The sequence below is a fragment of the Streptomyces sp. NPDC048461 genome, assembly GCF_055587105.1.
Map to the genome: position 1 here is coordinate 79,847 of NZ_JBVJGW010000027.1, position 26,259 is coordinate 106,105.

The 26,259-nt window shown below is 77.0% G+C and carries 14 protein-coding genes; 11 read left to right on the top strand and 3 right to left on the bottom strand.

Annotated elements, in window-relative coordinates; genetic code table 11:
- Positions 1-6 precede the first annotated feature (6 nt).
- Positions 7-900 carry a LysR family transcriptional regulator gene (locus tag ACZ6S8_RS32790; RefSeq protein WP_469461141.1) on the bottom strand — a complete coding sequence of 298 codons (894 nt, stop codon included), beginning with the start codon at positions 898-900 and terminating at the stop codon, positions 7-9.
- A gap of 675 nt (positions 901-1,575) precedes the next feature.
- Between ACZ6S8_RS32790 and ACZ6S8_RS32795 the strand changes: the two genes are divergently transcribed.
- The 10 genes from ACZ6S8_RS32795 to ACZ6S8_RS32840 all read left to right on the top strand — a co-directional run bounded on the left by ACZ6S8_RS32795 (position 1,576) and on the right by ACZ6S8_RS32840 (position 22,422).
- Positions 1,576-8,745 (top strand): SDR family NAD(P)-dependent oxidoreductase, encoded by a 7,170-nt coding sequence (locus ACZ6S8_RS32795; RefSeq protein ID WP_469461144.1) that lies wholly within the window; start codon positions 1,576-1,578, stop codon positions 8,743-8,745.
- Positions 8,738-13,435 (top strand): beta-ketoacyl synthase N-terminal-like domain-containing protein, encoded by a 4,698-nt coding sequence (locus tag ACZ6S8_RS32800; RefSeq protein ID WP_469461145.1) that lies wholly within the window; start codon positions 8,738-8,740, stop codon positions 13,433-13,435. Before ACZ6S8_RS32795 ends, ACZ6S8_RS32800 begins: the two co-directional genes overlap by 8 nt.
- Positions 13,425-13,781, top strand: a complete 357-nt coding sequence (locus tag ACZ6S8_RS32805) for an acyl carrier protein (protein ID WP_469461147.1) — start codon at positions 13,425-13,427, stop codon at positions 13,779-13,781. Before ACZ6S8_RS32800 ends, ACZ6S8_RS32805 begins: the two co-directional genes overlap by 11 nt.
- Positions 13,782-13,787: 6 nt before the next feature.
- Positions 13,788-14,639 carry an alpha/beta fold hydrolase gene (locus ACZ6S8_RS32810; RefSeq protein WP_469461148.1) on the top strand — a complete coding sequence of 284 codons (852 nt, stop codon included), beginning with the start codon at positions 13,788-13,790 and terminating at the stop codon, positions 14,637-14,639.
- Positions 14,636-15,829 (top strand): glycosyltransferase, encoded by a 1,194-nt coding sequence (locus ACZ6S8_RS32815; RefSeq protein ID WP_469461149.1) that lies wholly within the window; start codon positions 14,636-14,638, stop codon positions 15,827-15,829. Before ACZ6S8_RS32810 ends, ACZ6S8_RS32815 begins: the two co-directional genes overlap by 4 nt.
- Positions 15,826-17,736, top strand: a complete 1,911-nt coding sequence (locus ACZ6S8_RS32820) for a class I SAM-dependent methyltransferase (protein WP_469461150.1) — start codon at positions 15,826-15,828, stop codon at positions 17,734-17,736. Before ACZ6S8_RS32815 ends, ACZ6S8_RS32820 begins: the two co-directional genes overlap by 4 nt.
- Positions 17,733-18,818 (top strand): galactokinase, encoded by a 1,086-nt coding sequence (locus ACZ6S8_RS32825; protein ID WP_469461152.1) that lies wholly within the window; start codon positions 17,733-17,735, stop codon positions 18,816-18,818. Before ACZ6S8_RS32820 ends, ACZ6S8_RS32825 begins: the two co-directional genes overlap by 4 nt.
- Before the next feature lie 89 nt (positions 18,819-18,907).
- Positions 18,908-20,173 carry an alkaline phosphatase family protein gene (locus ACZ6S8_RS32830; protein WP_469461154.1) on the top strand — a complete coding sequence of 422 codons (1,266 nt, stop codon included), beginning with the start codon at positions 18,908-18,910 and terminating at the stop codon, positions 20,171-20,173.
- Positions 20,174-20,184: 11 nt separating this feature from the next.
- Entirely contained in the window at positions 20,185-21,471 is a 1,287-nt protein-coding gene (locus tag ACZ6S8_RS32835) for an MFS transporter (RefSeq protein ID WP_469461156.1), read from the top strand.
- A 9-nt stretch (positions 21,472-21,480) separates the two neighbouring features.
- Positions 21,481-22,422, top strand: a complete 942-nt coding sequence (locus tag ACZ6S8_RS32840; RefSeq protein ID WP_469461157.1) for an SDR family oxidoreductase — start codon at positions 21,481-21,483, stop codon at positions 22,420-22,422.
- Between the two features lie 76 nt (positions 22,423-22,498).
- Here the strand turns inward: ACZ6S8_RS32840 and ACZ6S8_RS32845 are convergent, their stop codons facing one another.
- Positions 22,499-23,269 (bottom strand): TetR/AcrR family transcriptional regulator, encoded by a 771-nt coding sequence (locus tag ACZ6S8_RS32845; protein ID WP_469461159.1) that lies wholly within the window; start codon positions 23,267-23,269, stop codon positions 22,499-22,501.
- Between the two features lie 103 nt (positions 23,270-23,372).
- Here ACZ6S8_RS32845 and ACZ6S8_RS32850 point away from each other — a divergent pair, with 103 nt between their 5' ends.
- Positions 23,373-25,649, top strand: coding sequence for an ATP-binding cassette domain-containing protein (locus ACZ6S8_RS32850; RefSeq protein WP_469461161.1), 2,277 nt, complete (start codon positions 23,373-23,375; stop codon positions 25,647-25,649).
- 147 nt (positions 25,650-25,796) lie between these two features.
- Here ACZ6S8_RS32850 and ACZ6S8_RS32855 read toward each other — a convergent pair.
- Positions 25,797-26,259 (bottom strand): enoyl-CoA hydratase/isomerase family protein (locus ACZ6S8_RS32855; protein WP_469461163.1); only part of this gene is annotated, 463 nt, incomplete at its 5' end.

Sequence of the window (26,259 nt, forward strand, 5' to 3'; positions counted from 1 at the left end):
CCCCGGTCAGCGCGCGGGTTCGCGTACGGGGGCGTCGTGCCGGGCGTGCGCGATGAACGCGCGGGCGGCGCGGCTGAGCGGTCTGCGCGCGTGCGCGATGCCCACCGGGCGGAGCAGGGGCGGGGTGAAGGAGCGGACCTCGGCCCGGCTGCCGAAGGCCCGGTGGACGACGTCCCGGTACCAGATGAGGGAGCCGCGCCCGTCCGTCACCCCGGTCACCCAGGCGAGGCGTTCGTCGACCTCCAGGGACGGGACGGGGCGGACGCCCAGGCAGCTGAACATGGCCTCCAGCTCGGTGCGCCGGCCGGTTCCCGGGGTCGGGAGCACCATCGGCAGCCCGTCGATCAGGCGGAACGGCATGGGGTCGGGCAGCCCCGAGCCGGCCGGGGAGATGAGCACCACCTCGCGCTCCTGGATGTAGTGCGTGGTCAGCTCCTTGTCGACCGGCAGGTCGACGAGGGCTAACTCGGCCCTCCCCTGGCTGAGTTCCTGGAGCAGGGTCTCGCGGCTGTCGTGCTGCTGGAGCCGGACGTCGACGCCCGGATGGCGTCCGGTGAAGGCCGGAACGAGGTCGGAGGCCAGGTCCAGGGCGAGGGTCGGGGTGGTGACGAGATTGAGGACGGCCCGGCTGTCCCCGCAGTGCGGGGTCCCGATGTCGTCTATGGCCTCCACCGCGTCGAGCACGGTGCGGGCCAGCCGGACGACCCGGGCCCCTTCCGGCGTGAGGTCCACCCCCCTTCCCCGGCGGGCGAGGAGTTCGACGCCGAGGTCGCGCTCCATGGCCTGTACGGCCCGGGACAGGGCGGACTGTGCGACGAAGACCGAGGCCGCCGCGCCGGTGATGGAGCGGCAGTCCGCGACGGCGACGAGGTAGCGCAGCTGCGCGAGAGTGGGCGTCATGACCGGACGGTAACCTCGCGAGGTTGTACCCGTAAGAGCGAGTCGGGTGAACAAGCGTACGACTCAAGGCGGCGCACATGCCGGGTCGGTGACGAGGTATACCGGTGCGGCATGACCCCGTGCGGCGCGGCCCGCGCGGCGGCCCGCCGGGAGCGGACCGCCGGTCCCGACAACGTCGCAGGCCACCGCGCCGGCGCGGCCCTCCGCGGGACCGGGCTCGCGCCGCCCGAGCGGGTCCGGAGGCCCGGTTCGGGCGAAACGTCCTCCTCCGCATGCCCGTTGACAGTGCGGGGCGGTCACCGCACGATGCATCCCGGCGTCGGGGATTTTGACCACGGTTCGATCCCGCCCCTCTGTGGCGGGCAGCCCGGCCGACGCACACGTTCCGCACGTCCCGGCTCCGCCGCCCGCCGGGGGACCCCCGCTCGGCACACGCCTCCCCCGTCCTCCGCCCTGTACTGCGACATGTCACACAGCACTGGAAGAGGAGCGCCCGTGATCCCCCACCCCGGTCCGTCCCCCCAGCCCGGAGCCTCTCCCCGGCCCTCTCCCCGGTCCTCTCCCCTGTCCTCTCCACGGCCGGAGCCCGCCCCGTCCGCCGCGTCGTCCCCGCGACCCGGCTCCCGGGACCTGGTCGTCGCGGTCAGCCCGTTCGAGGAGCCCCACCCGCGGATCGTGACCGCCGCCGAACGGGCCGGGTCCCTCGGCCTGCTGGACCTCGGCCGGGACGACGGTGCCGCGCGGCGCGGCCTCGCCGAGGTGGCCCGCAGGCTGCGCGGCGGCCGCCACGGGGTGCGGGTGCCCGCGGGCTGCCCGCTCGCACCGCACGAGCTGCCCGCGGCGGTGGACACGGTGCTGCTCGCCGACCCGGCCGCGCACACCGCCGAGCGGGTGGCCGCCTGGGCGGCGGCCGAGGGGCGGCCCCGGATCTGGGCCGAGGTCACCGGCCCGGCGGAGGCGCTGGCCGCCGTGGACGCCGGGGCGGGGGCCCTCGTCGCCAAGGGGCACGAGGCGGGCGGCCGGGTCGGCGCCGCCACCACCTTCGTGCTCCTCCAACAGCTGCTCGGCGACCCCCGGCTCGCCGGGGTGCCCGTACGGGCGTACGGCGGGATCGGGCCGCACACCGCGGCGGCTGCCGTCGCGGGCGGGGCCGCCGGGGTGCTGCTCGACGTACAGCTCGCCCTGACCGCGGAGGGCGAGCCCGGCCTGCCCGCCGAAGTGGCCGACGCACTGCGGGCGATGGACGGTTCGGAGACCCGGCTGACGGAGGGCCACCGGGTGTACGCCCGGCCCGGCCTGGCCCCGCCACCGGGCCCGGTGGCAGCCCTGCTCGGAGCCCGGGACCTGCGCGGCCAGTTGCTGCCGGTCGGGCAGGACGGCGCCTCGGCGGCCCGGCTCGCCGCCCGGCACCGGACCACCGCGGGGGTGCTCCGGGCCGTGCGCGAAGCGGTGCCCGGGCACCTGGCGGCGGCCGTACGGGCCCGGAGGCTCGGGCCGCCGCCGGCCGTCGCGCAGGGCCCCATGACCCGGGTCAGCGACCGGGCGGCCTTCGCCGGGGCGGTGGCCGACGCGGGCGGGGTGCCCTACCTGGCGCTCGCGGTGATGGCCGGGCCGGACGTGCGCCGCCTCCTCGCCGAGACCGCCGAGCGGCTGGGGGACCTCCCGTGGGGCGTCGGCCTGCTCGGCTTCGCCCCGCCGGAGCTGCGCCGGGAGCAGCTGGCGGCCGTCGCCGCGGCGTGCCCCCCGTACGCCGTCATCGCGGGCGGCACCCCGGCGCAGGCGGCCCCGCTGGAGGCCGCCGGGACCCGGACCCACCTGCACGTGCCCTCGCCGGGACTGCTGGAGCGGTACCTCGCCGAGGGCGCGCGGCGGTTCGTGTTCGAGGGGCTGGAGTGCGGCGGGCACGTCGGACCGCGCGCCTCGTTCCCCCTGTGGGAGGAGCAGATCGAGCGGCTGCTCGCCTGCTCCGAACCGGAGTCGCTCGACGTGCTGTTCGCGGGCGGCGTCCACGACGCGCGCTCCGCCGCGATGGCGGCCGCGGCCGCCGCGCCGCTGGCGGAGCGGGGGGCCCGGACCGGTGTGCTGATGGGGACCGCGTACCTGTTCACGGAAGAGGCGGTGACGGCGGGGGCGGTGCTGCCGCGCTTCCAGCGGGCCGCCGTGGAGTGCACGGGGACGGTGCTCCTGCGCACGGCTCCCGGCCACGCCACCCGCTGCGCGGCCACCCCGTACGCCGAGACCTTCGAGGCGACCCGGGTGCGGCTCGCGGAGAGCGGCGCGCAGCCGCGGGAGGTGTGGGAGGAGCTGGAGCGGCTCAACCTGGGACGGCTGCGGATCGCCAGCAAGGGGCTGCGCCGCCCCGCGACCGGCACGGCGGGCACGGCGGGCACGGCGGGAACCGGCACCGCCCCGGGCGCCGCGGCGGAAGGCGCCGTCGCGGAGGACACCGCCGGGGAGGACGGCGGCCTGGAGTCCGTCGGCGAGGAACAGCAGTACGCGGACGGGCTGTTCATGCTCGGGCAGGCCGCGGCCCTGCGGTCCGGGACCACCACCGTGGCCGCACTCCACGCGCAGGTCACCGACGGGGCGACCGAGCTGCTGGAGCGGCGGGCCCGCGCGTTCGCCGAGGCCGGGCCCGCCGCACCCGCCCCGGACCCGGACCCGCTGGACATCGCCATCGTCGGGATGGCCTGTGCCTACCCCGGCGCCCCGGACCTGGCCGCGTACTGGGCCCGGATCCTGGAGGGGGCCGACGCGGTCACCGAGGTCCCGGCCGAGCGCTGGGACCCCGCGCTCTACTACGACCCCGACCCGGCGCGCGCCGGTGAGCGCACCCCGTCCCGCTGGGGCGGCTTCCTCGGCCCCGTGCCCTTCGACGCCCTCGCGCACGGCATCCCGCCGGCCTCGCTGGCCGGGATCGAACCGGTCCAGCTGCTCGCCCTGGAGATCTCGGCGCGGGCGCTCGCGGATGCGGGCTACGACCGGGGCCGCGCCTTCGACCGGTCCCGGACCTCGGTGGTCTTCGGGGCGGAGGCGGGCACCGAACTGGCGGGCGCCTACGGGCTGCGCGCCCTGCACCCCTCCTACCTCGGCGCGCTCCCGCCCGAACTGGACGCCCACCTTCCCCGGCTCACCGAGGACTCCTTTCCCGGGGTCCTCGCCAACGTCATCGCGGGCCGGGTCGCCAACCGCCTCGACCTCGGCGGGGCGAACTGCACGGTCGACGCCGCCTGCGCCTCCTCCCTGGCCGCGCTGGACCTGGCCTGCCGGCAACTCCGGGACGGCGACAGCGACATGGTGCTGTGCGGGGGCGCCGACGTGCACAACGGCATCAACGACTACCTGCTCTTCTCCTCCGTCCGGGCCCTGTCCCCCGGCGGGCGGTGCAAGCCGTTCGACGCGGACGCCGACGGGATCGCCCTCGGCGAGGGGGTGGGGGCGCTCGTCCTCAAGCGGCTGGCGGACGCCGAACGCGACGGGGACCGGGTGTACGCCGTCGTCAAGGCCGTCGGCGCCGCCAGCGACGGCCGGTCGCTGGGCCTGACCGCGCCCCGGCCGGAGGGGCAGCGGCGGGCGCTGGAGCGGGCGTACGCCAGGGCCGGGATCGCCCCGGGCGAGGTCGGCCTGGTGGAGGCGCACGGCACCGGGACGGTGGTCGGCGACCGTACCGAACTCACCGTGCTGACCGAGCTGTTCACCGCATCGGGTGCGGACCCGGGGAGCTGTGCGCTGGGTTCGGTGAAGTCGCAGCTGGGGCACACCAAGTGCGCGGCCGGGCTGGCCGGGCTCATCAAGGCGGCCCGGGCGGTCCACGCGGGCGTCCGGCCGCCGACCCTGCACCTGGAGACGCCGAACCCGGCGTGGCGGGCGCAGAGCAGCCCCTTCTTCTTCGACACGGAGGCCCGGCCCTGGGCGGTGCCCGCGGGGCGGCGGATCGCGGGGGTGAGCGCCTTCGGCTTCGGCGGCACCAACTACCACGCGGTGCTGGCCGGTTACGAGGGTGCGGACGAGCCGGTGCACGGGGTGGAGGAGTGGCCCGCCGAGCTGTTCTGCTTCCGCGGTCCGGACCGGCGGGCCGCCGGCCGCGCCATGGCCCGGCTCGCGGCCCGGCTGGAGGAGAACGACGCGGCCGGGCGGCCCTGGACCCTGCGGGACCTCGCCGCGGAGAGCGCCGCCGGCTCCGGGGCGATCCGGGTCGCGGTCGTGGCCGCCGGCCTGGACGAACTGGCGGTCCGGCTGGAACGGGCGCGGGCGTTCGCCGCCGGACCGGGGGTCCACGTACGGGAGGAGGCGGCGGATCCCGGGCAGGTGGCCTTCCTCTTCCCCGGGCAGGGCAGTCAGCGCATCGGCATGATGGGCGAGCTGTTCACCGCCTTCCCCGCGCTGCGGACCCTGCTGGACGAGGCCCCGGACGCGGTGGTGTCCGCGGTGTTTCCGCCGTCGGCGTTCACCGCGCGGGACCGGGCGGCCCAGCGGGCCGCGGTCACGGACACCCGGGTGGCCCAGCCCGCCCTGGGACTGGCCGGATCGGCGGCGCACCGGCTGCTCGGGGTGTTCGGCGTCCGGCCCGACTGCGTGGCCGGGCACTCGTACGGGGAACTGACCGCGCTGTGGGCGGCGGGGGCGTACGACACCGGGAGCCTGCTGCGGCTGAGCGCGTGCCGCGCCGAGGCGATCGTGGCGGCCGCCGGTACGGACCCGGGGACGATGGCCGCGGTGGCGGCCGCCCCGGAGGAGGTGCGGGAGATCGCCGCCCGTGCCGGCTGCACGGTGGCGAACCACAACGCGCCGCGGCAGTGCGTGGTGTCGGGCCCGACGGCCGCGGTGACCGCGGCCGTGGACGCGCTGCGGGCGGCGGGGCTGACGGCGGAGCCGATCCCGGTGGCCTGCGCGTTCCACAGTCCGGTGGTGGCGGGGGCGAGCGGTGCGCTCGCCGCGGAACTGGCCCGGACCGAGCTGCGACCGGCCGCCGTCCCCGTCTGGTCGAACACGACGGCCGGGCCGTACCCGGCGGCAGCCGGGGAGGTGCGGGCGCTCCTGGCCCGGCAGGTGGCGGAGCCGGTGCGGTTCGCCGAACAGGTGGAGGCGATGTACGCGGCCGGGGTCCGGACCTTCGTGGAGGCGGGCCCGGGACGGGTCCTGACCGGCCTGGTGGGCCGCGTCCTGCAGGGCCGACCGCACACGGCGGTCCCGCTGGACGTGCCCGGCGAACACGGCCTGGTACGGCTGGTGTCGGCGCTCGCGGAGCTGGCGGCGGCGGGCGTGCCGGTCGCGCCGGAGGCCCTGTTCCGGGGCCGTACCGGCCGGCTCCCGGAGCGGGCCCCGCGCCGCCCGGGCTGGCTGGTCGACGGCCACCTGGTCCGCACCGCGGACGGCGCCCCGGTCGCCGGGGGGCTCCAGCCCGCGCGCCGGATGCGGCCGGCCGCGGGCCTGCCCGCGGTGGAGCGGCCGGCCGGCGGTCCGGGGAGCCCGGCCACCGCTCCCACCGCGTCGGGGGCTTCGGCGGGGGTTCCCGCGCCGGCCCCCCGGGTGGGCGGCGCGGCTCCGGCAGGCGGCGCGGCTCCGGCCGGCGGCGACGGCGCGCGGGAGGCCGCGGTCCTGGAGTACCTCCGCGGCTCGCGCGCCCTGGTCGAGGCGCAGCGGGACGTCCTGCTCGGCTACCTCGGGGCGACCCCCGGCGGCCGGACCGCGGCGCACCCGGCACACCCGGCGGACGCGGCCGATGCGGCCTTCGCGGCCGGCGGTCTCGGGGTCCCGGTCGGCGTACCGGCGGCGGCGCCCGCGCCTGAACCGGCACCCCGGTCCGAGGCCCCCTCGGCCCCGGCAGCGCCGGACGGGGGCGGTACCGGCGGCGGGGCGGGCCGGGGTCCGCGCTCCGCCGAGGAGGTGATGGACGTGGTGCTGGAGATCGTCCACGCCCGGACGGGATACCCCCGGGAGATGCTCGACCCCGAACTCGACCTGGAGGCGGACCTGTCCGTGGACTCCATCAAGCGCGTCGAGATCATCGGCGCCCTGGCCGACCGGATCGGCCTTCCCCAGGACCCCGGCGGCTCCACCGAGTCCGCCGTCGAGGAACTGTCCCGCATCAAGACCCTGCGCGGGATCGTCGAGTGGGTCACCTCGCGGACGGCCGCCACGGCTCCGCCGGCGGTTGCGGACGCCCACCCGGCCGCGCCGCCCGCCCCGCCGGAGCCGGCCCCCGCGGTGGCGGTACCGGTCGCGGCGAGGGTCGCGGTTGCGGTACCGGCGGCCGTCGCGCCGGCCATGGCTCCGGTCGTACGGCTGCGGGTGGAGGTGCGGCCCGCGCCGGCCCCCGCCGGTGACCCCGGGGCGCTGCGCGGCCTGCGCATCGGGATCGTCGGCGACGGCCAGGGCGTGGCGCCCGCACTCGGCGGGGCCGTACGGGCCCACGGCGCCGAGGTGCACCTGCTCGCCGAGGCCGCGCCCGGGTACGACGGGATCGTCGACCTGTCCGCGCTGCGGTCCGGCGCCGAGCCCGTACTGCCCGAGGTCTTCCCCGGGTTGCAGCGCGCCCTGACCGGCGGCGTGCCACGCCTGCTCCTCGTCACCGCCCCGGGCACACCGGGCGCGGGCCTGCACGGCTTCGCCCGCAGCTGCGCCCTGGAGTTCCCGGGGCGGCTGGTCCGCGCGGTGGAGGTCCACCCCAAGGAGGATCCGGAGCGCGTCGCGGCGCAGCTCCTGGCCGAGCTGGGCTGCGCCTGCGACGCCGCGTGCGGCTGCCCCGGCGGCTCGGCCCTGAGCGGGACCCCCGTCGTCGGAGCCACCGGGACGCCCGTCGTCGGAGCCACCGGCACGCCCGTCGTCGCGGCCACCGGCACACAGGCCGGCGCGGCCGTCGGCGCGGACGGAGCCACGGCCGCCGGCGGGGACGGCCCGGCCTCCGTCGGGTACACCGCCGACGGCGTACGGGTCACCCGGACGCCGGTCGACGCGCCGCTGGCCCGGACCGGTCCGGGGGCGCCGCCGCTCGCCCCGGGCTCGGTGGTGCTGCTCACCGGCGGCGCCCGCGGGATCACCGCGCGGACGGCGCTCGCCCTGGCCCGCTCCGCCCCCGGATGCCACGTCGAGCTGATCGGGCGCACTCCCGAACCCCCGTCGGAGGACGACGGGTTCGGCCGGGCGCTCGACCGGGTGGCCCTGCGCGCCGCGCTGATCGCCGGCGGGCTGCGGACGCCCGCCGAGATCGAGGGCGCGGCCTCGCGCATCCTGGCCGCGCGCGAGGTGCGGGCCACCCTCGCGGCCCTCGGTGCGGTGGCCGCCTCGGTCCGCTACCACTGCGCGGACGTCACGGACGAGCGGGCGGTACGGGCCGTCGTGGCCGACGTGCGGTCCCGCCACGGCCGGCTCGACGGCATCGTCCACGGGGCCGGGACCCTGCGCGACGGGCTGCTGTGCGACAAGGCGCCCGAGGCGTTCGCCGAGGTGTTCCGCACCAAGGTGACCGGCGCGCGCCACCTGGCCGCCGCGGCCGCCGAGCACGGTCCGGTGCCCGCGCCCCGCTTCCTGGTCCTGTTCGGCAGCGTCGCGGGCGTGTACGGCAACCGGGGCCAGAGCGACTACGCCGCGGCGAACGACGCCCTCGACGCCCTCGCGCGCACCTGGGCGGAGTCCTTCCCGGGGCGCGTGCTGTCCGTGGACTGGGGCCCCTGGGCCGCGGAGGCCGGCGGAATGGTCACCCCCGAGCTGGAGCGCGCGTACGCGCGGCGCGGGATCCCGCTGATCGCGCCGGAGGCGGGCACCGGGGCGTTCCTCGCGGAACTCGCGTACGGGGACGACGTACAGGTGGTCCTGATGGCCGGGGAGGGCGGGGGCCGTGGCTGACCGGAGCCCGCGCGGCCCGCGCCCGACGGACGCCGCCATCGTCGGGATGGGCGCGGTGTTCCCCGGCGCGGGGGACCTGGCCGCCTACCGCCGCAACCTCCTCGCCGGTACGGACTGCATCGGCGACGTCCCGCCCGGGCGCTGGGACCCGGAGGTGTACTACGACCCGGGCGGCGCGGCCGGACCGGCGGCCGGCGACCGGTTCTACTGCCGGCGCGGCGGGTTCGTGGACGGGCTCGCCGCCTTCGACCCGACCCGGTTCGGGATCATGCCGGCCGCGGTGGAGGGCGCCGAGCCCGACCAGATGCTGGCCCTGCACGCCACGGCCGAGGCCGTCGCGGACGCGGGCGGGGACGCGCGGCTGCCGGCCGACCGCGCGCGGATCGGGGTGGTGCTGGGGCGCGGCGGGTTCATGGGTGTGGCCACCGCCCGCCTCGACCAACGCGTGCGCACGGCACACCAGTTGGCGCAGACCCTGCGCGACCTCGCGCCCGAGCTGGGCGAGCGGCGGATCGCTGCGGTGCGGTCGGCCTTCCAGGAGGCGCTGGGTCCGGAGCGGCCGGACGCGTCGATCGGTCTCGTGCCCAGTTTCACGGCGGCCCGGACGGCGAACCGGCTGGACTTCCGGGGCCCCGCCTACACCCTGGACGCGGCCTGCGCCTCCTCGCTGCTGGCGGTGGACCAGGCGGTGGGACTGCTGGCGGGCGACCGGTGCGACGCGGTGGTGGCGGGGGCGGTGCACCATTGCCACATCGCCACGCTGTGGAGCGTGTTCACGCAGCTGCGGGCCCTGAGCACGAGCGAGCGGATCCGGCCCTTCGACCGGCGGGCCGACGGGACCCTGCTGTCCGAGGGGACCGGAGTGGTACTGCTGAAGCGGCTGGCGGACGCGGAGCGGGACGGGGACCGGATCTACGCGGTCGTCCGGGGCACCGGAGTGGCGGGCGACGGCCGGGCGGCCAGCCTGATGAGCCCCCTCGTCGCGGGTCAGGTACGGGCGCTGGAGCGGGCCTGGCAGGATGCCGGGCTCGATCCTCGGGCGGCCGGCGCGCTGGGGCTGCTGGAGGCGCACGGCACCGGTACGCCGGTGGGCGACGCGGCCGAACTGGAGACGCTGGCCCAGGTGTTCGGCCCGGTGGTGGCGGGCGGGCGGACCATCGGGTTCGGCTCGGTGAAGTCGATGCTCGGGCACACCATGCAGGCCTCCGGCATGGCCGGACTGATCAAGGCCGCGCTGGCGGTGCACGAGGGGGTGCTGCCGCCCACCCTGCACCTGGAGGAGCCGCACCCCGGCCTCGCCCTGACCCGGATGCGGCCGGTGACGGCGGCGGAGCCGTGGGAGCGCGGCCCGGAACCCCGCCGGGCCGGGGTCAACGCCTTCGGCTTCGGCGGGATCAACGCCCACGTGGTGCTGGAGGAGGCCCCCGGCGCCGCGTCCTGGCCCGCCGTTCCGGTACGGCGCTTCCTGCCGCCGGCCGGCCCGGCCGTGCCGGTGGGGCCGGCGGCGCGGGAGGACGTCCTGCTGATGGCGGCGGACCGGCCGGCCGGGCTGGCGGCCCGGCTGGCGGCCGGGTCCCCGGTGTCCGGCGGGTCCGGGCCGTGCCGGCTCGCCGTGGCCGGGCCGACGCCGCAGCGGCTCGCGCTGGCCGCGAAGGTCGTGGCGCGCGGCCGGCCCTGGCGGGGGCGCGGGGAGGTGTGGTTCGCGCCGGAGCCGCCGGCCGGCCGGGTGGCGTTCCTCTTCCCGGGGCTGGAGCCGGAGTTCGCCCCCGTCCTGAACGACGTGGCGGACCGGCTCGGCCTGGACCGGCCCCGGCTGACCCGGGACGGGGCGCTGGAGCGGCGGGCGCTGGACGCGATCGCCACGGGCCGGTTCTTCGCCCGGGTGCTGCCCGCGGTGGGGATCGACGCCGACGTGCTGGCGGGACACAGCCTGGGCGAGTGGGCGGCGATGCTCGCGGCCGGGATGTACCCGCAGGACGCGGCCGACACGTTCCTGGACTCCCTGCGGCCCGGCTCGGTGAAGGTCCCGGACCTGGTGTACGCGGCGCTGGGGTGCGGTGCCCGGCGGGCGGAGGCGGCCCTGTACGGCCTGGACCGGGTGGTGGTCAGCCACGACAACTGCCCGCACCAGTCGGTCGTGTGCGGGAATCCGGACCAAGTGGCCGACGTGGTAAGGCGGTTGCGGGCCGAGGGGGTGCACGGTCAGGAGCTCCCCTTCCGGTCGGGCTTCCACACCCCGATGTGGGAGCCGTACCTGGGCCAGGTCCGCGCCGCCTTCGGCCGGCTGCCGCTGCGGACCGCCGCCCTGCCCGTCTGGTCGGCGACGACGGGTGCCCCGTTCCCCGCCGGGCCCGACGAGGTGCGGGAGCTGGTGGTGCGCCACCTGCTGGAGCCGGTGCGCTTTCGCGAGCTGGTGCTGCGGCTGTACGAGGACGCGGGGGTGCGGACGTTCGTGACCCTGGGCCCGGGCGGCCTGCCGGGGTTCGTCGAGGACACCCTCCGGGAGCGGCCCCATCTGTCGGTGTCCACCTCCTCCCCCCGGCTGCCGGGGCTGGCGGCGCTGCGCCGCACCTGCGCGGCCCTGTGGGCGGAGGGTCACGAGCCGCGCTGGGAGCTGCTGTCCACGGACCCGGCGACCCCGGAGTCCCGGCCGGGCGCCGCCGTCGCGGGGACGGCCGGGGCGCGGGGCGTTCCCCCGGCGGCCCCCGCCGCGTCCGCGCCCGCGGCCGCCGTCGCTTCCGCCCCCGCGGCCGCCGTCGCTTCCACCCCCGCGGGACACGCGGCCGCCGTCGGCGCCCGGGCCGTGCCCGCCCCCGCCGGGCCGGTGGTGGCGCTCGACCTCGGTTCGCCGCTCGTCCGCCTCGGCGGGGAGGCCCGTACCGCCCTGGGAGGCCTGCGGCCCGCGTCACCGGAACCCGCCGCGCCGCCGGAGCCGGCCGCTGCCGCCGCGGCGCGGCCCGTGCTGCTGTCCGCCCTCGACGCGGTCCTCGACGACACCCGCTCGGCCGCCCTGCGCGTCACCGCGGCCTGGTCGGCGGCGCCCCCGCCGCAGGCCGGTCCGGCCCGGGAGCCGGCCGCGCGGGTGGCCGTACCCGTACCGGTTCCCGCGCGCACGCCCGTACCGGCCGGGCCGGGCCGCGTGGAGCGCCTGCACCTCTCGCTCGCCGCCCTGCCCTACGTACGGGACCACTGCGTGTACCTCCAGCCCGACGACTGGGCCGAGGACTCCGACCGGTTCCCCGTCGTCCCCATGACCACCATGCTGGAGCTCGCGGAGCGGGCGGCCCTGCGGCACGCCCCGCCCGGCCTGCACGTCGTCGGCCACGCACAGGTCCGCGCCCTGCGGTGGCTCCCCGTCGAACCGGCCGTCGACATCGACGTCACCGTCCGGGACGACGGCCCGGGCCGGGTCCGCGTCTCCCTCGGCGGCTACGCCGACACCGTCGTCCTGCTCGGCACGCGGTACGGGCAGCTCCCCGCGCCCGACCCGACCCCGCTGTCCGGCCCGGGTCCGGCCCCGGTCAGCGCCGACGCACTCTACCGGGACCGGTGGATGTTCCACGGGCCGCGGTTCGCCGGGGTCCACGAGGTGCGCACCGTCGGCTCGGACGGCATCGAGGGCGTCCTGCGGGCGCTCCCCGACCCGGGGGCTCTGCTGGACGCCGCCGGGCAGCTGTTCGGCCACTGGATGCAGCTGCGGCTGCCGGTGGACCGGCTGGTGTTCCCGGCCACCGTGGACCGCATCCGGTACGCCGGTCCCCCGCCGGCGCCGGGCGAGCTGGTCGGCGCCACCGCCCGCGTCCGCGAGGTCCGCGAGGTCACCGTCCGTGGGGACCTGGAGCTGCGCCGGGCGGACGGGACGGTGTGGGCCCGGATCGACGGCTGGACGTACCGCCGGTTCGGAGCCGACGAGCGGGTCTGGCCGATGAAGTTCACGCCGGAGGTGTGCGGCATCGGGGAGGTGCAGCCCGGGGGATGGTGCCTGGCCCGGCGCCGCTGGACCGATCCGGCGTCGCAGGAACTCGTGATGCGCCGCTACCTCGGCGCCGCCGAACGCCTCGTCCACGACGGGCTGTCACCGCGGGCGCGGAACCCGTGGCTGCTGGGCCGGATCGCCGCCAAGGACGCGCTGCGCGCCCTGCTGTGGGAGCGGGGGGCGGGTCCGGTGTTCCCGGCGGAGGTGCCGGTCGGCAACGACGCGGCGGGCCGTCCCCTGGCCGGGGGGCCGCTCGTCCGCGGGTTCCGGCTGTCGCTCGCGCACAAGGACCGGGTGGCCGTCGCGCTGGCCCATCCCTCCCGGGCCGTCGGCATCGACGTGGAGCAGGTGACCGGGGACCCCGGTGCGCTGATCCGCGTCGCGCTCGGGCCGGACGAACTCCGGCTCGCCGAGGACCTGGCCGCCCGCGAGGGCGCCGGACTGCCGGCCGCGCTGACGGCCCTGTGGTGTGCCAAGGAGGCCGCGGCCAAGGCCGGGGGCACGGGTCTGGGCGGCCGGCCGCGCGACTGGCGGGTGGCCGGGGACCCGGACACCGACGGCCTGCGCGTGCTGTCCCCCGACGGGCACCCGTACCCGGTCCGCACCGCCCTCGTCGCGGGCCCGCCCGCCGACCACGTCGTCGCCTGGACCGCCCACCCCGCGGCGGTGTCCCCCGTCCCCTTCACCCTCACGGAGACCAGTCATGGCAGCTGACATCCTCGCCGAGATCACCGGCATGCTCGTGGAGATCGTCGGTGACGAGTACCTCCTCGCGGACGAGGTCACGATGAAGACGACGTTCAACGAGGACCTGGCCCTGGAGAGCATCGAGTTCGTGGCCCTGGCGGAGCTGCTGCACCTGCGGTACGGATCCCGCGTCGACCTGATGGGCTTCCTCGCCGAGAAGGACATGGACGCCGTCCTCGCCATGTCCGTGGGGGAACTCGTCCTCCACATCGGCCGGATCACCCACGCCTCCCCGGCCCTGACCGCACCCCGCCCCGGCCCCCTCGCCCCCGCCGCCCCGGGTGCCTCCGGCGTCCCCGCCACGGACGGCTGAGCCGCCGTGGCCTTCGTCCAGGCGGGCCCGGTCCGCTTCCACGTCCAGCAGCCGCCCGCCACCGGCCCCGACCGCCCGGGCCGTCCCGTGGTCGTGTTCCTGCACGGGCTCGTCGTCGACAACCTGTCCTCCTTCTACTGCCCGCTGGCCGTCCCCGTGGCGCGGGCCGGACACCGCTCCGTCCTCTACGACCTGCGCGGCCACGGCCGCAGCGAGCGCCCGCCCACCGGCTACGACACCGGGACCGCCGTACGGGACCTCTTCGCGCTGCTCGGCGCGCTCGGCCTCGGCCGGCGCCCGGTCCATCTGGTCGGCAACAGCTACGGCGCCACCCTCGCCCTGCACGCCGCCCTCGCCCGGCCCGACCTGGTCGCCGGGCTCACCCTCCTCGAACCCCTCCTCGACGGGGCCTGGACCGAGAACATGGTGGACACCCTGTCGGCAGCCGCCCTCAGTCTGGAGGACAGCCCGGTACCCGCCGAGCTGCTCACCCTGCGCCTGCGCAAGGCCGCCCACCTCACGGCCATCGCCGACGACCTGCTCAACCGCACCTCCCTCATCGACGACGTGGCGGCCGGCCGCACGTTCGTGCCGGCCGACTACGCCCGGGTGGCCTGCCCCCTGCTGATCGTGTGCGGGGAGCACTCCGAACTGGTCCCGGGCGCGCGGGAACTGGCCCGCCACGCCCCGGGCGCCGCCCGGGTCGAGGTCCTCCCGGGACTCGGCCACGACGTGCTGAAGGAGAGCAGCGGAGCCCTGCGGTCGGCCGTCCTCGACCACCTCGACGCGACGGCCGCGGCGGCCGCGCGGGCCGCCGGAGCGGCCGGGCGGCCGCGGGCGGGAGCGTCGGCCCGATGAGGGTGCTGTTCACGGTGCCGCCGCTCGCGGGGCACGTCAATCCGACCGTGGCCGTCGGCGCCGAACTGGCCGCCCGGGGACACGAGATCGCCTGGACGGGGCCGGCCGGCGCCCTGGCCCGGCTGCTGCCCCCGCACGCCCGCGTCCTGCCGGCCGGGGAGGAGGCGGGCGGCGGGTACGCGCTGCTGCACGCACGGTGGCGCGACCTGCGCGGGATCGGAGCCCTGCGCTTCCTCTGGGAGGAGGCGCTCGTCCCGCTGGCCCGGGCGATGGTGCCGGGGGTGACGGACGCGGTGCGCGCCTTCCGGCCGGACCTGGTCGTCGCCGATCAGCAGGCCCTCGCCGGGCCGCTGGCCGCCCGGCGGCTCGGGGTGCCGTGGGTGACCTCCGCCAGTACCTCCGCCGAACTCACCCGTCCCTTCGCCGATTTCCCGAAGGTCGGCGCGTGGGTGGCCGGCCAGGTGTCCGGGCTGCTCGCGGAGTGCGGGGCCGGCGGCCCGGACGCGGTGCCGGACTGGGATCCGCTCTTCTCGGACCGGCTGGTTCTGGTGTTCTCCAGCCGTGAACTGGTGGGTCCACAGGAGGAGTTCCCGCCCCACTACGCCTTCGTCGGTCCCGCCTTCGGCGCCCGGCCGGCCGCGCCCGGATTCCCGTGGCGGCGGCTGGACCCGGACCGGCGCCGGGTCCTGGTGTCGCTGGGCACCCTCAACCAGGAGGCCGGCGGGCGGTTCTACGGCGCCGTGCTCGGCGCCGCCGAGCGGCTGGCCGGCGAGGTCCAGCTGGTGCTCGCGGCCCCGGCCGCGCTGGTGGGGGCCGTGGCACCGGGCGGATCGGTGCCCGCGAACGTCCTGCTCCGGGAGAGCGTGCCGCAGCTGGAGCTGCTGCCGCACCTGGACGCCGTGGTCTGCCACGGCGGGCACAACACCGTCTGCGAGTCCCTCGCGCACGGGCTGCCGCTGGTGGTCGCGCCGATCCGCGACGACCAGCCGATCGTGGCCCGGCAGGTCGTCGCGGCCGGCGCCGGGGTCCGGGTGCGCTTCGGCCGGACCCGGGCCGAGGAACTGCGTGACGCGCTCACGGCCGTGCTGGACGACCCCGGCCCCCGCCGGGGCGCCCGGCGGATCCAGGCCTCATTCGCCGCGGCGGGCGGTGCCGCCGCCGCGGCCGACCGGTTGGAGAAGCTGCTATGACGCCATCCCCCCTCCCCCCGGGCCGAGGGCGCCCGCCGGTCCGGGTCCCCTGGACCTCCGCGGCGCTGCTGGCCGTGCTCGGTGCGGGCACCGTACGGGCCGCCTGCAGGCTGCGGGCCCTTCCCGTACTGCCCCTGCCGCCGACGGGTGGGGCCGCCGGGGTCCCGCGGGCCTCCGGCTGGCGGCTGCTGACCGCCCGGGGGGTCGAGGCGGACGCCGCGACCTTCCTCGCCGCGTGCGCCCACGCCGACCGGGAGGGGCTCACGGTGCTGGACCTGCTGCCCGGGGACCTCGGTGCCGAGCGGGCGCTGGGGCTGCTGCGCCTGGTCGATCCCGCCCGCTACCGGGAGGACCGCCTTGGCGAGGGCCGCGGCGCCGGGTACGCCGTGCTCGTGGCCGACGGAGTGCTGGCGCGCGCCGGGGTGGACCCCGACGGGCCGCCGCCCGAGCCCGTACGGCTGCTGGAGCTGACGCGGCTGCTGAAGGAGTACGCCCCCGACGCCACCGGGCTGGCCGTCGCCCCCGGGCTGAGCTGCGGCCGGGCCGCGGCAGAGGGGGCGGGTGCGGCGGACGGGACGGTCCGGGCGGCCGAACTGCGGGCCCAGGGGCTGCCGCCGGGCGCGCTGGCGGCCGCGCAGCTCGCCGGGCTGGCCCTGCTGGCGGGCGTCGCCGTGCGCCAGGGCCGGTGGGGGGCCGCCGCGGCCGGGCTGTACTGGCTCCAGCCGTACCTGGTCCTCGGCGCGCCGGGCAGCCCGCTGCACCCGGCGGACCTGGCGCCGGCCACGGCCGGCCGCCCGGTGCGCTCCCTCGGCACCGCCCTGCGCACGGCGGCGGCCGCCCCCCGGCCCACCGGGACGGGTGCGGCGGAGGCGGCGCGGGCCGAGGCGTACCGGGCCGAACTGGCGGGCGGTACCGAGCGGTTCCTCGAACCGAGGCGGCCGGACTGCCCCTGGTGCGGGTCCCGGGAGCTCACCGTGCGGGTCCGGGTGCCGGACCTGCTCCAGGGCAAGCCGGGCCGGTTCACGCTGGAGCAGTGCGGGGGCTGCGGGCACGTCTTCCAGAACCCCCGGCTCAGCCCGGAGGGGCTGGAGTTCTACTACCGCGACTTCTACGACGGCCGGGGCGGCGAGGGCGCCGGCACGGTCTTCGGCCGGCTCGGAGCCTCCTACCGGGGCCGGGCCGAGATGCTGAGGCCGCACACGGTCCCGGGGTCCTGGCTCGACGTCGGCACGGGTCACGGGCACTTCTGCAACGCGGCGCGGGCGCTCTGGCCGGACACCCGGTTCGACGGGCTGGACATGGGCGACGGCATCCGCGGGGCGGAGCGGCGCGGGTGGGTGGAGACGGGCTACCAGGGCCAGTTCCCGGACTTCGCCGCGAAACTGGCGGGCCAGTACGAGGTGGTGAGCATGTACCACTACCTGGAGCACACCCGGGACCCGTTCGCGGAACTGGACGCGGCGGCCGCCGTCCTCGCCCCGGGCGGGTACCTGGCCATCGAACTCCCCGACCCCGAATCGCGCATGGCGCGGCTGCTGGGCCCGGCCTGGCTCCCGTGGTTCCAGCCGCAGCACCAGCACCTCATCCCGGCGGGGAACCTGCGCGAGGCGCTGGCGGACCGGGGCTTCACGGTCCTCGCCGAGGAGCACGGGGCGGCCCACCAGGGGAACGACTTCCTCGGCGCCGTGGCCCTGACCACGACCCGGCTGGCCCCCGACCCCGACCGGCCGTGGGCCCGGGGCCCCGCCCCCGGCCCGGGCGGGCGGGCTCTCGCCCGCGCGGTACGGGCCGCCGCGCTGCCCTCGCTCGTCGGCGCGGCCGTGCTGGACGCGGTGCGCTCGGCGGCGGCCCGGCGCACGGACGGCGGCAACGCCTACCGCCTCCTGGCCCGCAAGGCCCCCCGATGACCCGGCGGCCCGGGCCGGGCGCCACGACCGGGCCCGCCCCGGCAGCCGGCCCCCCGGAGCCCCCGGGCATCGCCGGGCGCGCGCCGCGGCCGGAGCGCGCCGCCGCCACCCCGACCGGCGCGCACCACCCGGCGCCCGGCCCCGCCGGCGGTGGCCCGGGCCGCCCCGGGCTGGGCGGGTCCGGCGGGGGCGGGCTCGCGCGGCGGGCCACCGCCGACCCGCTGTTCCGGCTCGTCGCGTACGCCCTGGAGTCCGCGCACGGCCGGCCCCCGGCCGCCGTCTGGAGCGCCCCGTACGCCTTCCGCCTGGACTCCCCCGGCCTCGTGGCGGCGGCCGGCTGGCCGGTGGCCGCGGCCGCGGCGCCGCGCACCGACGGCCTGGTGCGGCTCAGCTCGCTCGCCCACCCCGCGGACAGCTGCGACGTGCCCCTCGCCCTGACCGGGCCGCCGCCCGACACCCCCGCGTGGGCGGCCCGGCCGTACGCCCTGCTGCGCGAGCTCGCCCGGGCCGGTTTCGGCCGCGGCGGGACCGACCTGCACGTCCAGGGCTCGCTCACGCCGGCCGCCGGGCTGGCCACGGCGGAGCCCGCGGACTGCGCGGTGGCGCTGGCCGTGGTCGACGTGCACGGCCCGGCGGGCGGCGAGCCCGACCGCGCGCACCTCGCCCGGCTGCTGGACCGGGCCCTGCCCGACGGGGACGGGGCGTTGCGCCGCGCGGCCCTCTTCGCCCGCCCGGGCGAGGCCCTGCTGCCGGACGGGGACGACGCTCGGCCCCCGCGGTACGTGGCCTTCGACCCGGCGGCGACACGGGCCCGCCTGGTGCTGATGGCGGTACGCGGCCGCTCGGGCCCCGCCGACCGGCGGGCGGAACTGGCCCGGGCGGTGGCCTGCGCCCGGCGCGCCGGAGCCCTGAGCACCTGGCCTCCCGGGCCGCGACCGGGGAGCAGCGTGCTGGTGCTGCTCCCCGAGGCCCGGCTGGCGGCGGTGCGCACCGCGGTCGCCGCGGAGTTCCGCGAACGGGGCCGTCCCGTACCGCGGTTCCTGAACATCACCGTGGCCGGCCCGGCCCGCCGCGAGGAGTAGCACCCTCCCGCATCCGCACCCGCCCCTGCCCCTGCCCCCGGGGTCCGCCGTGCCGCGGGCTCCGCGACCACCACGAGGAGGCACCTCCCATGCCCGTCACCCCACCCCCGCCCCAGCCCCCACCGCCCGCGGCGGCGAGACGCAGGGCCGTGCGGTCCGCCCTCGTGGCCGGGCTCGGCGCGCTCGGCCTGCTGGCCGCGTTCACCCTCGCCGGCTCCCAGGCCGCCGCGGGCGCCGGACCCGCCCGTACGGCGACGGCGGCGGCCGCGCTGCCGGCGTACGACCACGTGGTGGTCGTCGTCTACGAGAACAAGCAGTACGGCGAGATCATCGGCAGCGCGAACGCCCCGTACATCAACCAACTCGCCAACGGCGGCGCGAGCCTGACCGGCATGAAGGCGCTGACGCACCCCAGCCAGCCGAACTACTTCAACCTCTTCTCCGGCTCCACCCAGGGCGTCACCGGCGACGGCTGCTACACCCCGCAGTCGATGACCGCACCCAACCTCGGGCAGGAGCTGATCGCGGCCGGCAGGACGTTCGCGACGTACAACGAGGACCTGCCGTCCGAGGGTTCCACCGCGTGCACCAGCGGCCAGTACGCGCAGAAGCACAATCCGTGGTTCGCCTTCAAGAACGTGCCACTGAACACCGGAAAGACCTGGGCGCAGTTCCCGCAGGGCGATTTCGCGGCGCTGCCGGACCTGTCCTTCGTGGTGCCCAACCAGTGCAACGACATGCACTCCTGCCCGGTCGCCACCGGTGACACCTGGACGCGCAACCACCTCGACGCCTACGCGCAGTGGGCGAAGGCCAACAACAGCCTGCTCGTCCTGACCTGGGACGAGGACAACTACCTGGGCTCCAACCAGATCGCCACCGTCTTCCACGGGGCGCACGTGAAGCCGGGCCGGTACGCGACGGCCTTCAACCACCACCACCTGCTCCGGACCTTCGAGGACCTCTTCGGCACCGCGACGCACGCGGGCAACGCCGCCAACGTCCAGCCGATCTCGGAGGTGTTCGCGGACTCCACGGAACCCACGCCGACCCCCACTCCCACTGCGACGCCGACGCCCACCCCGACGCCCGGCGGGCTCAAGCTGGCCGACCCCGGCCCGCAGACCTGCACGTTCAACCGCACCTGCACCATCCAGCTCACCACCACCGGAGCCCGACCCCCCGTCCGCTACACCGCCACCGGACTCCCCTGGGGCCTCACCCTCGACCCCGCCACCGGACGCATCACCGGCAAACCCTGGACCACCGGAACCCTCCGCATCACCGCCACCGCCACGGACACCACCCCCACCACCGCAACCACCACCTTCCCCCTCACCCTCAACTGGTTCTAAGGGAGGCCTCCGTGTACCTGTCGGCCGGAAGGGCGGCGGACCTCGCCGCGGGCACCCCGCCCCGCACGGGCCCCGTGCGGGCCGTCCCCGGCACCGTCCTCGCGCTCGGCACGGTCAGCCTGGTCACGGACGTCTCCGCGGAGATGGTCACCGCCGTCCTGCCGCTGTACCTGGTGGCCGGGCTCGGAATGTCCCCGCTCGCGTTCGGCGCACTGGACGGGCTGCAGCAAGGCGCCACCGCGCTGCTGCGGCTGCTGGGCGGGCGGGTCGCCGACCGGACCCGCCGGCGGAAGCTCGTCGCGGGCGCCGGGTACGCGCTGTCCGCCGCCTGCAAGGCGGCCCTGCTCGCCGTCACCGCCCCCTGGTCGGTGGCGGCGGTGCTCGCCGCCGACCGGACCGGCAAGGGCCTGCGCACCGCACCCCGCGATGCGCTGATCTCGCTGTCCTGCGCGCCCGGGGAACAGGGGCGGGCGTTCGGCGTGCACCGCGCGATGGACACCGCGGGCGCACTGCTGGGGCCGCTGATCGCCTTCGGGGTGCTGTGGGCGGCCGCTGACGGCTACGACGCCGTGTTCACCGTGAGCTGCTGTTTCGCCGTCCTGGGAGTGGTCCTGCTGGCCCTGTTCGTACGCGAGGTCCCCGCGCCGCCGGCTCCGGCGCCCCCGGCGCCCCCTCTCCGGACGCAGGATCCTCGGGACGCGACCGCCGTACGGAGCCTGCTGCGCCGGCCGGAGCTGCGGCGGCTCTGCCTGACCGCCGCCGCGCTCGGCGTGTTCACCGTCGGCGACGCGTTCCTCTACCTCCTGCTCCAGCGGCGGCTGGACCTGCCGCTCGCCTGGTTCCCGCTGCTGCCCGTCGGCACGGCGGCCGCGTTCCTGCTGGCCGCGCTGCCGGTGGGCCGGCTCGCCGACCGGCTGGGCCGCCGCCGCGTCTTCCTCGCCGGGCACCTGCTGCTGCTCGGCGCGTGCCTGCTGCTCCTGGCTCCGCTGCCCGCCGGCCCGGCCCTCGCGGGCGCGGGCGTGGCCGTCGTGGTGCTGCTCGGCCTGTTCTACGCGGCCACCGACGGCGTGCTGATGGCGGCCGCCGCGCCGCTGCTGCCCGCCGGACTGCGCACCACCGGGCTCGCCGTGCTGCAGACCGCGCAGGCGCTGGCCCGGTTCGCCGGTTCGCTGCTGTTCGGGGCGGCCTGGACGCTGTGGGGGCCCGGTGCCGCGCTGGCGGCCGCGGCCTGCGGGCTGTTGCTCGCCCTGGCGGCGACCGCCGCGTTCGGGGGGCCGGAGGCGGGCGGGGCGTCGTAGGGTCGGGGCATGTCTGACGCACAGCGCACATCGAACGGACAGCGGACGCTGGAGGGCAGGGTCGCCCTGGTGGCCGGGGCGACGAGGGGGGCGGGCCGCGGCATCGCGGTCGAGCTGGGCGCGCGGGGCGCGACCGTGTACGTGTCCGGTCGCAGCACCCGTGACCGGCGCTCGGAGTACGACCGGCCCGAGACGATCGAGGAGACCGCCGAGCTGGTCACGGCGGCGGGCGGGCAGGGCATCGCGGTGGTCGCGGACCATCTGGTGCCGGGCGAGGTCGAGGCGCTCGTCGGCCGGATCGACGCCGAGCAGGGCCGGCTCGACGTCCTGGTCAACGACATCTGGGGCGGCGAGCTCCTCTTCGAGTGGGACAGCACGGTCTGGGAGCACGACCTGGACAAGGGGCTGCGCCTGCTGCGGCTGGCGGTGGAGACCCACGCGATCACCAGCCACTTCGCGGTGCCGCTGCTGCTGCGCACGCCGGGCGGTCTCGTGGTGGAGATGACGGACGGCACCGCCGAGTACAACGCGAGCCGCTACCGGGTGTCGTTCTTCTACGACATCGCCAAGTCCTCCGTGCTGCGGATGGCGTTCGCGCTGGGCCACGAGCTGGGACCGCGCGGGGTGACGGCGGTGGCGCTGACCCCGGGCTGGCTGCGGTCGGAGATGATGCTCGACGCGTTCGGGGTGACGGAGGCGAACTGGCGCGACGCGCTGGAGAAGGTCCCGCACTTCGGCATCTCCGAGACCCCGGCGTACGTGGGCCGGGCGGTCGCGGCGCTCGCCGCGGACCCGGAGGTGGCGCGCTGGAACGGGCAGTCGCTCTCCAGCGGGCAGCTGGCCGGGGAGTACGGCTTCACCGACCTCGACGGGAGCCGCCCGGACGCCTGGCGGTACATGGTCGAGGTCCAGGACCCGGGCCACCCGGCGGACGCCACCGGTTACCGCTGACCCCGGGACGGGACGGCGCGGGCACCGGAACGGCGCGGCACCGGAACGGCGCGGCCACCCGGACGGCGCGGCCGGTTCAGCCCCGGTCGGCGGACGGGGCGGCGGCCTCGACCATCCGGGTCAGCCCCTCCAGCACGCACCGCAGGCCGAACGCCCAGACGGCCTCGGGGTCGTAGGCACCGACCATGCTGCCCACCCGGCCGGCCAGCGGGTAGCGCTCGGGGTCCATGGCCCGTTCCAGCAGCGGGGCGCTGACCGCCCACCACTCGTCGTCGCTCTGCCGGCTGTTGTGCGCGGCGGCATCGGCGGCGGCGAGGGCGTTGGCGTGGACGAAGCCGAGCAGGTGGGTCAGGGCGGCGTCCATCTCGGCGTCGCTCAGGCCGATCCCGTCGAAGGCCGCGAGCTCGCGGTCGTACTTCCCGATGACGCCCGGCCCCAGCGGCGGGCGGGTCACGGCGAGGTCGGCGATCCACGGGTGGCGCACGAGCAGGGCGCGGTTGTCCTCGGCGACGCGGGTGACCCTGGCGCGCCACGGCTCGCCGGGGTCGCACCCCCCGCTGCCCGTGTCCCGGTAGGCACCGTCGAGCATGAGGTCGAGCAGCTCGGCCTTGCCCGGAACGTAGGTGTACAGGGTCATGGGGGTCACGCCGAGCCGCTGGGCGAGCGCCCGCATCGTGAGCGCGGCCAGCCCCTCCTCGTCGGCGAGGCCGGTGGCGGCGCGTACGACGGCGTCGACGGTCAGGCCCTGCCGCGGTCCGCGCCGTGCGGGCGGATCCTGGCCGGGTTCGCGCCAGAGCAGCCGCAGGGTGCGGACGGGGTCGCCCGCGCCGCTCCGGTCCTTCGCCATACGGACTCCTTCGGGTTCGGCCGATCACGGGCCGGGAACTCACTACAGCGTATAGAGTACGGTGTACAAAATAAGCCGCGCCGCCGCCACCGCGAGGAGTTCCGTGCAGATCGACGCCACCGGTCATGACGCCGACAGCCACCAGGTCATCCAGGTCCGCGGAGCCCGGGAGAACAATCTCCGGAACATCTCCCTGGACATCCCCAAGCGCCGCCTCACCGTCTTCACGGGCGTCTCGGGCTCCGGAAAGTCCTCCCTCGTCTTCGGCACCATCGCCGCCGAGTCGCAGCGCATGATCAACGAGACGTACACGGCCTTCATCCAGTCCTTCATGCCGACCCTGGGCCGGCCGGACGTGGACGGCCTGAACAACCTGAGCGCCGCCATCGTGGTCGACCAGGAGCGGATGGGAGCCAACTCCCGTTCCACCGTGGGCACCGCCACCGACGCCTACACCATGCTGCGGATCATCTTCTCCCGCCTCGGCACCCCGCACATCGGCACCTCCACCGCCTTCAGCTTCAACACCCCCGACGGCATGTGCCTGCGCTGCGAGGGCATCGGCCAGATCTCCGACATCGACGTCGGCCAGCTGGTGGACCGGGAGCTCTCCGTCAACGAGGGCGCGATCACCGTGCCCGGGTACGCGGTGGACTCCTGGTACTGGCAGGTCATGGCGAACTCGGGCTTCTACTCCCCCGACACCAAGCTGAAGGACTTCACCGAGCAGGAGTGGGCGGACTTCCTGCACAAGGACTCGGTGAAGGTCAAGGTCGGCTCGAACAACTTCACGTACGAGGGCCTGATCACCAAGATCCAGCGGACGTACCTCGCCAAGGACCGCGAGGCCATGCAGCCCCACATCCGGTCGTTCGTGGACCGCGCCGTGGTCTTCACGGACTGCCCGGACTGCGGGGGCACCCGGCTCTCGGCGGCCGCGCTGTCCTCGCGCATCGACGGCCTGAACATCGCCGAATGCTCGGCGATGCAGATCAGCGACCTGGCGACGTTCGTCCGGCGGCTCGCCGACCCGGGCGTGGCGCCGCTGCTCACGAGCCTGCGGGAGCTCCTGGAGTCGCTCGTGGAGATCGGGCTGGGCTACCTCAGCCTGGACCGCCCCTCGGGCACGCTCTCCGGCGGGGAGGCACAGCGCGTCAAGATGGTCCGCCACCTGGGCTCCTCGCTCTCGGACGTCACGTACGTCTTCGACGAGCCCACCATCGGCCTGCACCCGCACGACATCCGGCGGATGAACGACCTGCTGCTGCGGCTGCGCGACAAGGGCAACACGGTGCTGGTGGTGGAGCACAAGCCGGAGGTCATCGCGATCGCCGACCACGTCGTGGACCTCGGCCCCGGCGCGGGCACGGCGGGCGGCGAGCTCTGCTACGAGGGCGACGTCCCCGGGCTGCGCTCCTCGGGCACGCTCACCGGCCGCCACCTCGAACACCGGGCGCGGCTGCGGGAGTCGGTGCGCACGCCGCGCGGTCACCTGTCGGTCAAGGGGGCCGACCTGCACAACCTCAAGGACGTCAGCGTGGACGTTCCGCTGGGGGTGCTGGCGGTGGTCACCGGGGTCGCGGGCTCCGGGAAGAGCTCCCTGATCCACGGCTACCTGGCCGGGCAGGACGGGGTGGTCGTCGCGGACCAGTCGCCGATCCGCGGCTCGCGCCGGTCCAACCCGGCGACGTACACCGGCCTGCTCGGCCCGATCCGGACGGCGTTCGCCAAGGCCAACGGCGTCAAGGCGGCCCTGTTCAGCGCGAATTCGGAGGGCGCCTGCCCGAAGTGCAACGGTCTCGGGCTGGTCTACACGGACCTGGCGATGATGGCGGGGGTGTCCTCGGTCTGCGAGGAGTGCGAGGGCAAGCGGTTCACCCCCGAAGTGCTCACGTACGAGCTGCGGGGCAAGAACATCAGCGAGGTGCTCGATATGCCGGTGGCGGAGGCCCGCGAGTTCTTCACCACCGGCCAGGCCCGCGCGATCCTGGGCCGGCTGGCCGACGTGGGGCTGGGCTACCTGCGGCTCGGCCAGCCGCTCAACACCCTGTCGGGCGGGGAGCGGCAGCGGCTCAAGCTCGCGATCAACATGGCGGAGAAGTCCTCGACGTACATCCTGGACGAGCCGACGACCGGGCTGCACATGGCCGACGTCGACAAGCTGCTCGCCCTGCTGGACCGGCTCGTCGACGACGGCAACTCGGTGATCGTCATCGAGCACCACCAGGCGGTGATGGCGCACGCGGACTGGCTGATCGACATCGGGCCGGGCGGCGGGCACGCCGGCGGCGAGGTGGTCTTCGAGGGCACTCCGGCTGCCCTGGTCGCCGGGGCGGACACGCTGACCGCCCGTCACCTGCGCGAGTACGTCTCCTCCTAGACGGTGCCGCACGGTGCGGGGGTGCGCGCCGTGCGGAGGCGCGCCGTGCGGGGATGCACCGTGCGGGGATGCGCCGCGCGGCACCGGAGGGCGCACCCCCGCGCGCGGCGCGGGCCGCCTTCCGGACGGCGCGGGCCGGCGGCCGGATCAGCCGCGGCCGTCGCCCGGTCCGGGGGCCGGGCCGGATCCCGGCCCGGCCCCCGCCGCGGTCCCGGCGTCCGTCAGGCGCAGTTCTCCGGCGCCGAGGGGGGTGAAGTAGCGGGCCACGTCGCCGTCGGTGACCTCCGCGAGGGTCGCCGGGGACCAGCGCGGAGTCCGGTCCTTGTCGATGACCTGCGCCCGGATCCCCTCCACCAGATCCGCCGACGCCAACGCGTTGCACGACACCCGGTACTCCTGCTCCAGCACCCGCTCCAACGGACCCAGCCCCGCAGCCCGCCGCAACGCCGCCAGCGTCACCTTCACCGCCGTCGGCGACTTCCCCAGCAACGCCTCCCCCGCCTCCCTCGCCGCCACATCACCGTGCGCCAGCAGACGCTCCACGATCACCTCCGCCGAATCCCCCGCATAACACCCGTCGATCCACCCCCGCGACCCCGCCAACACCCCC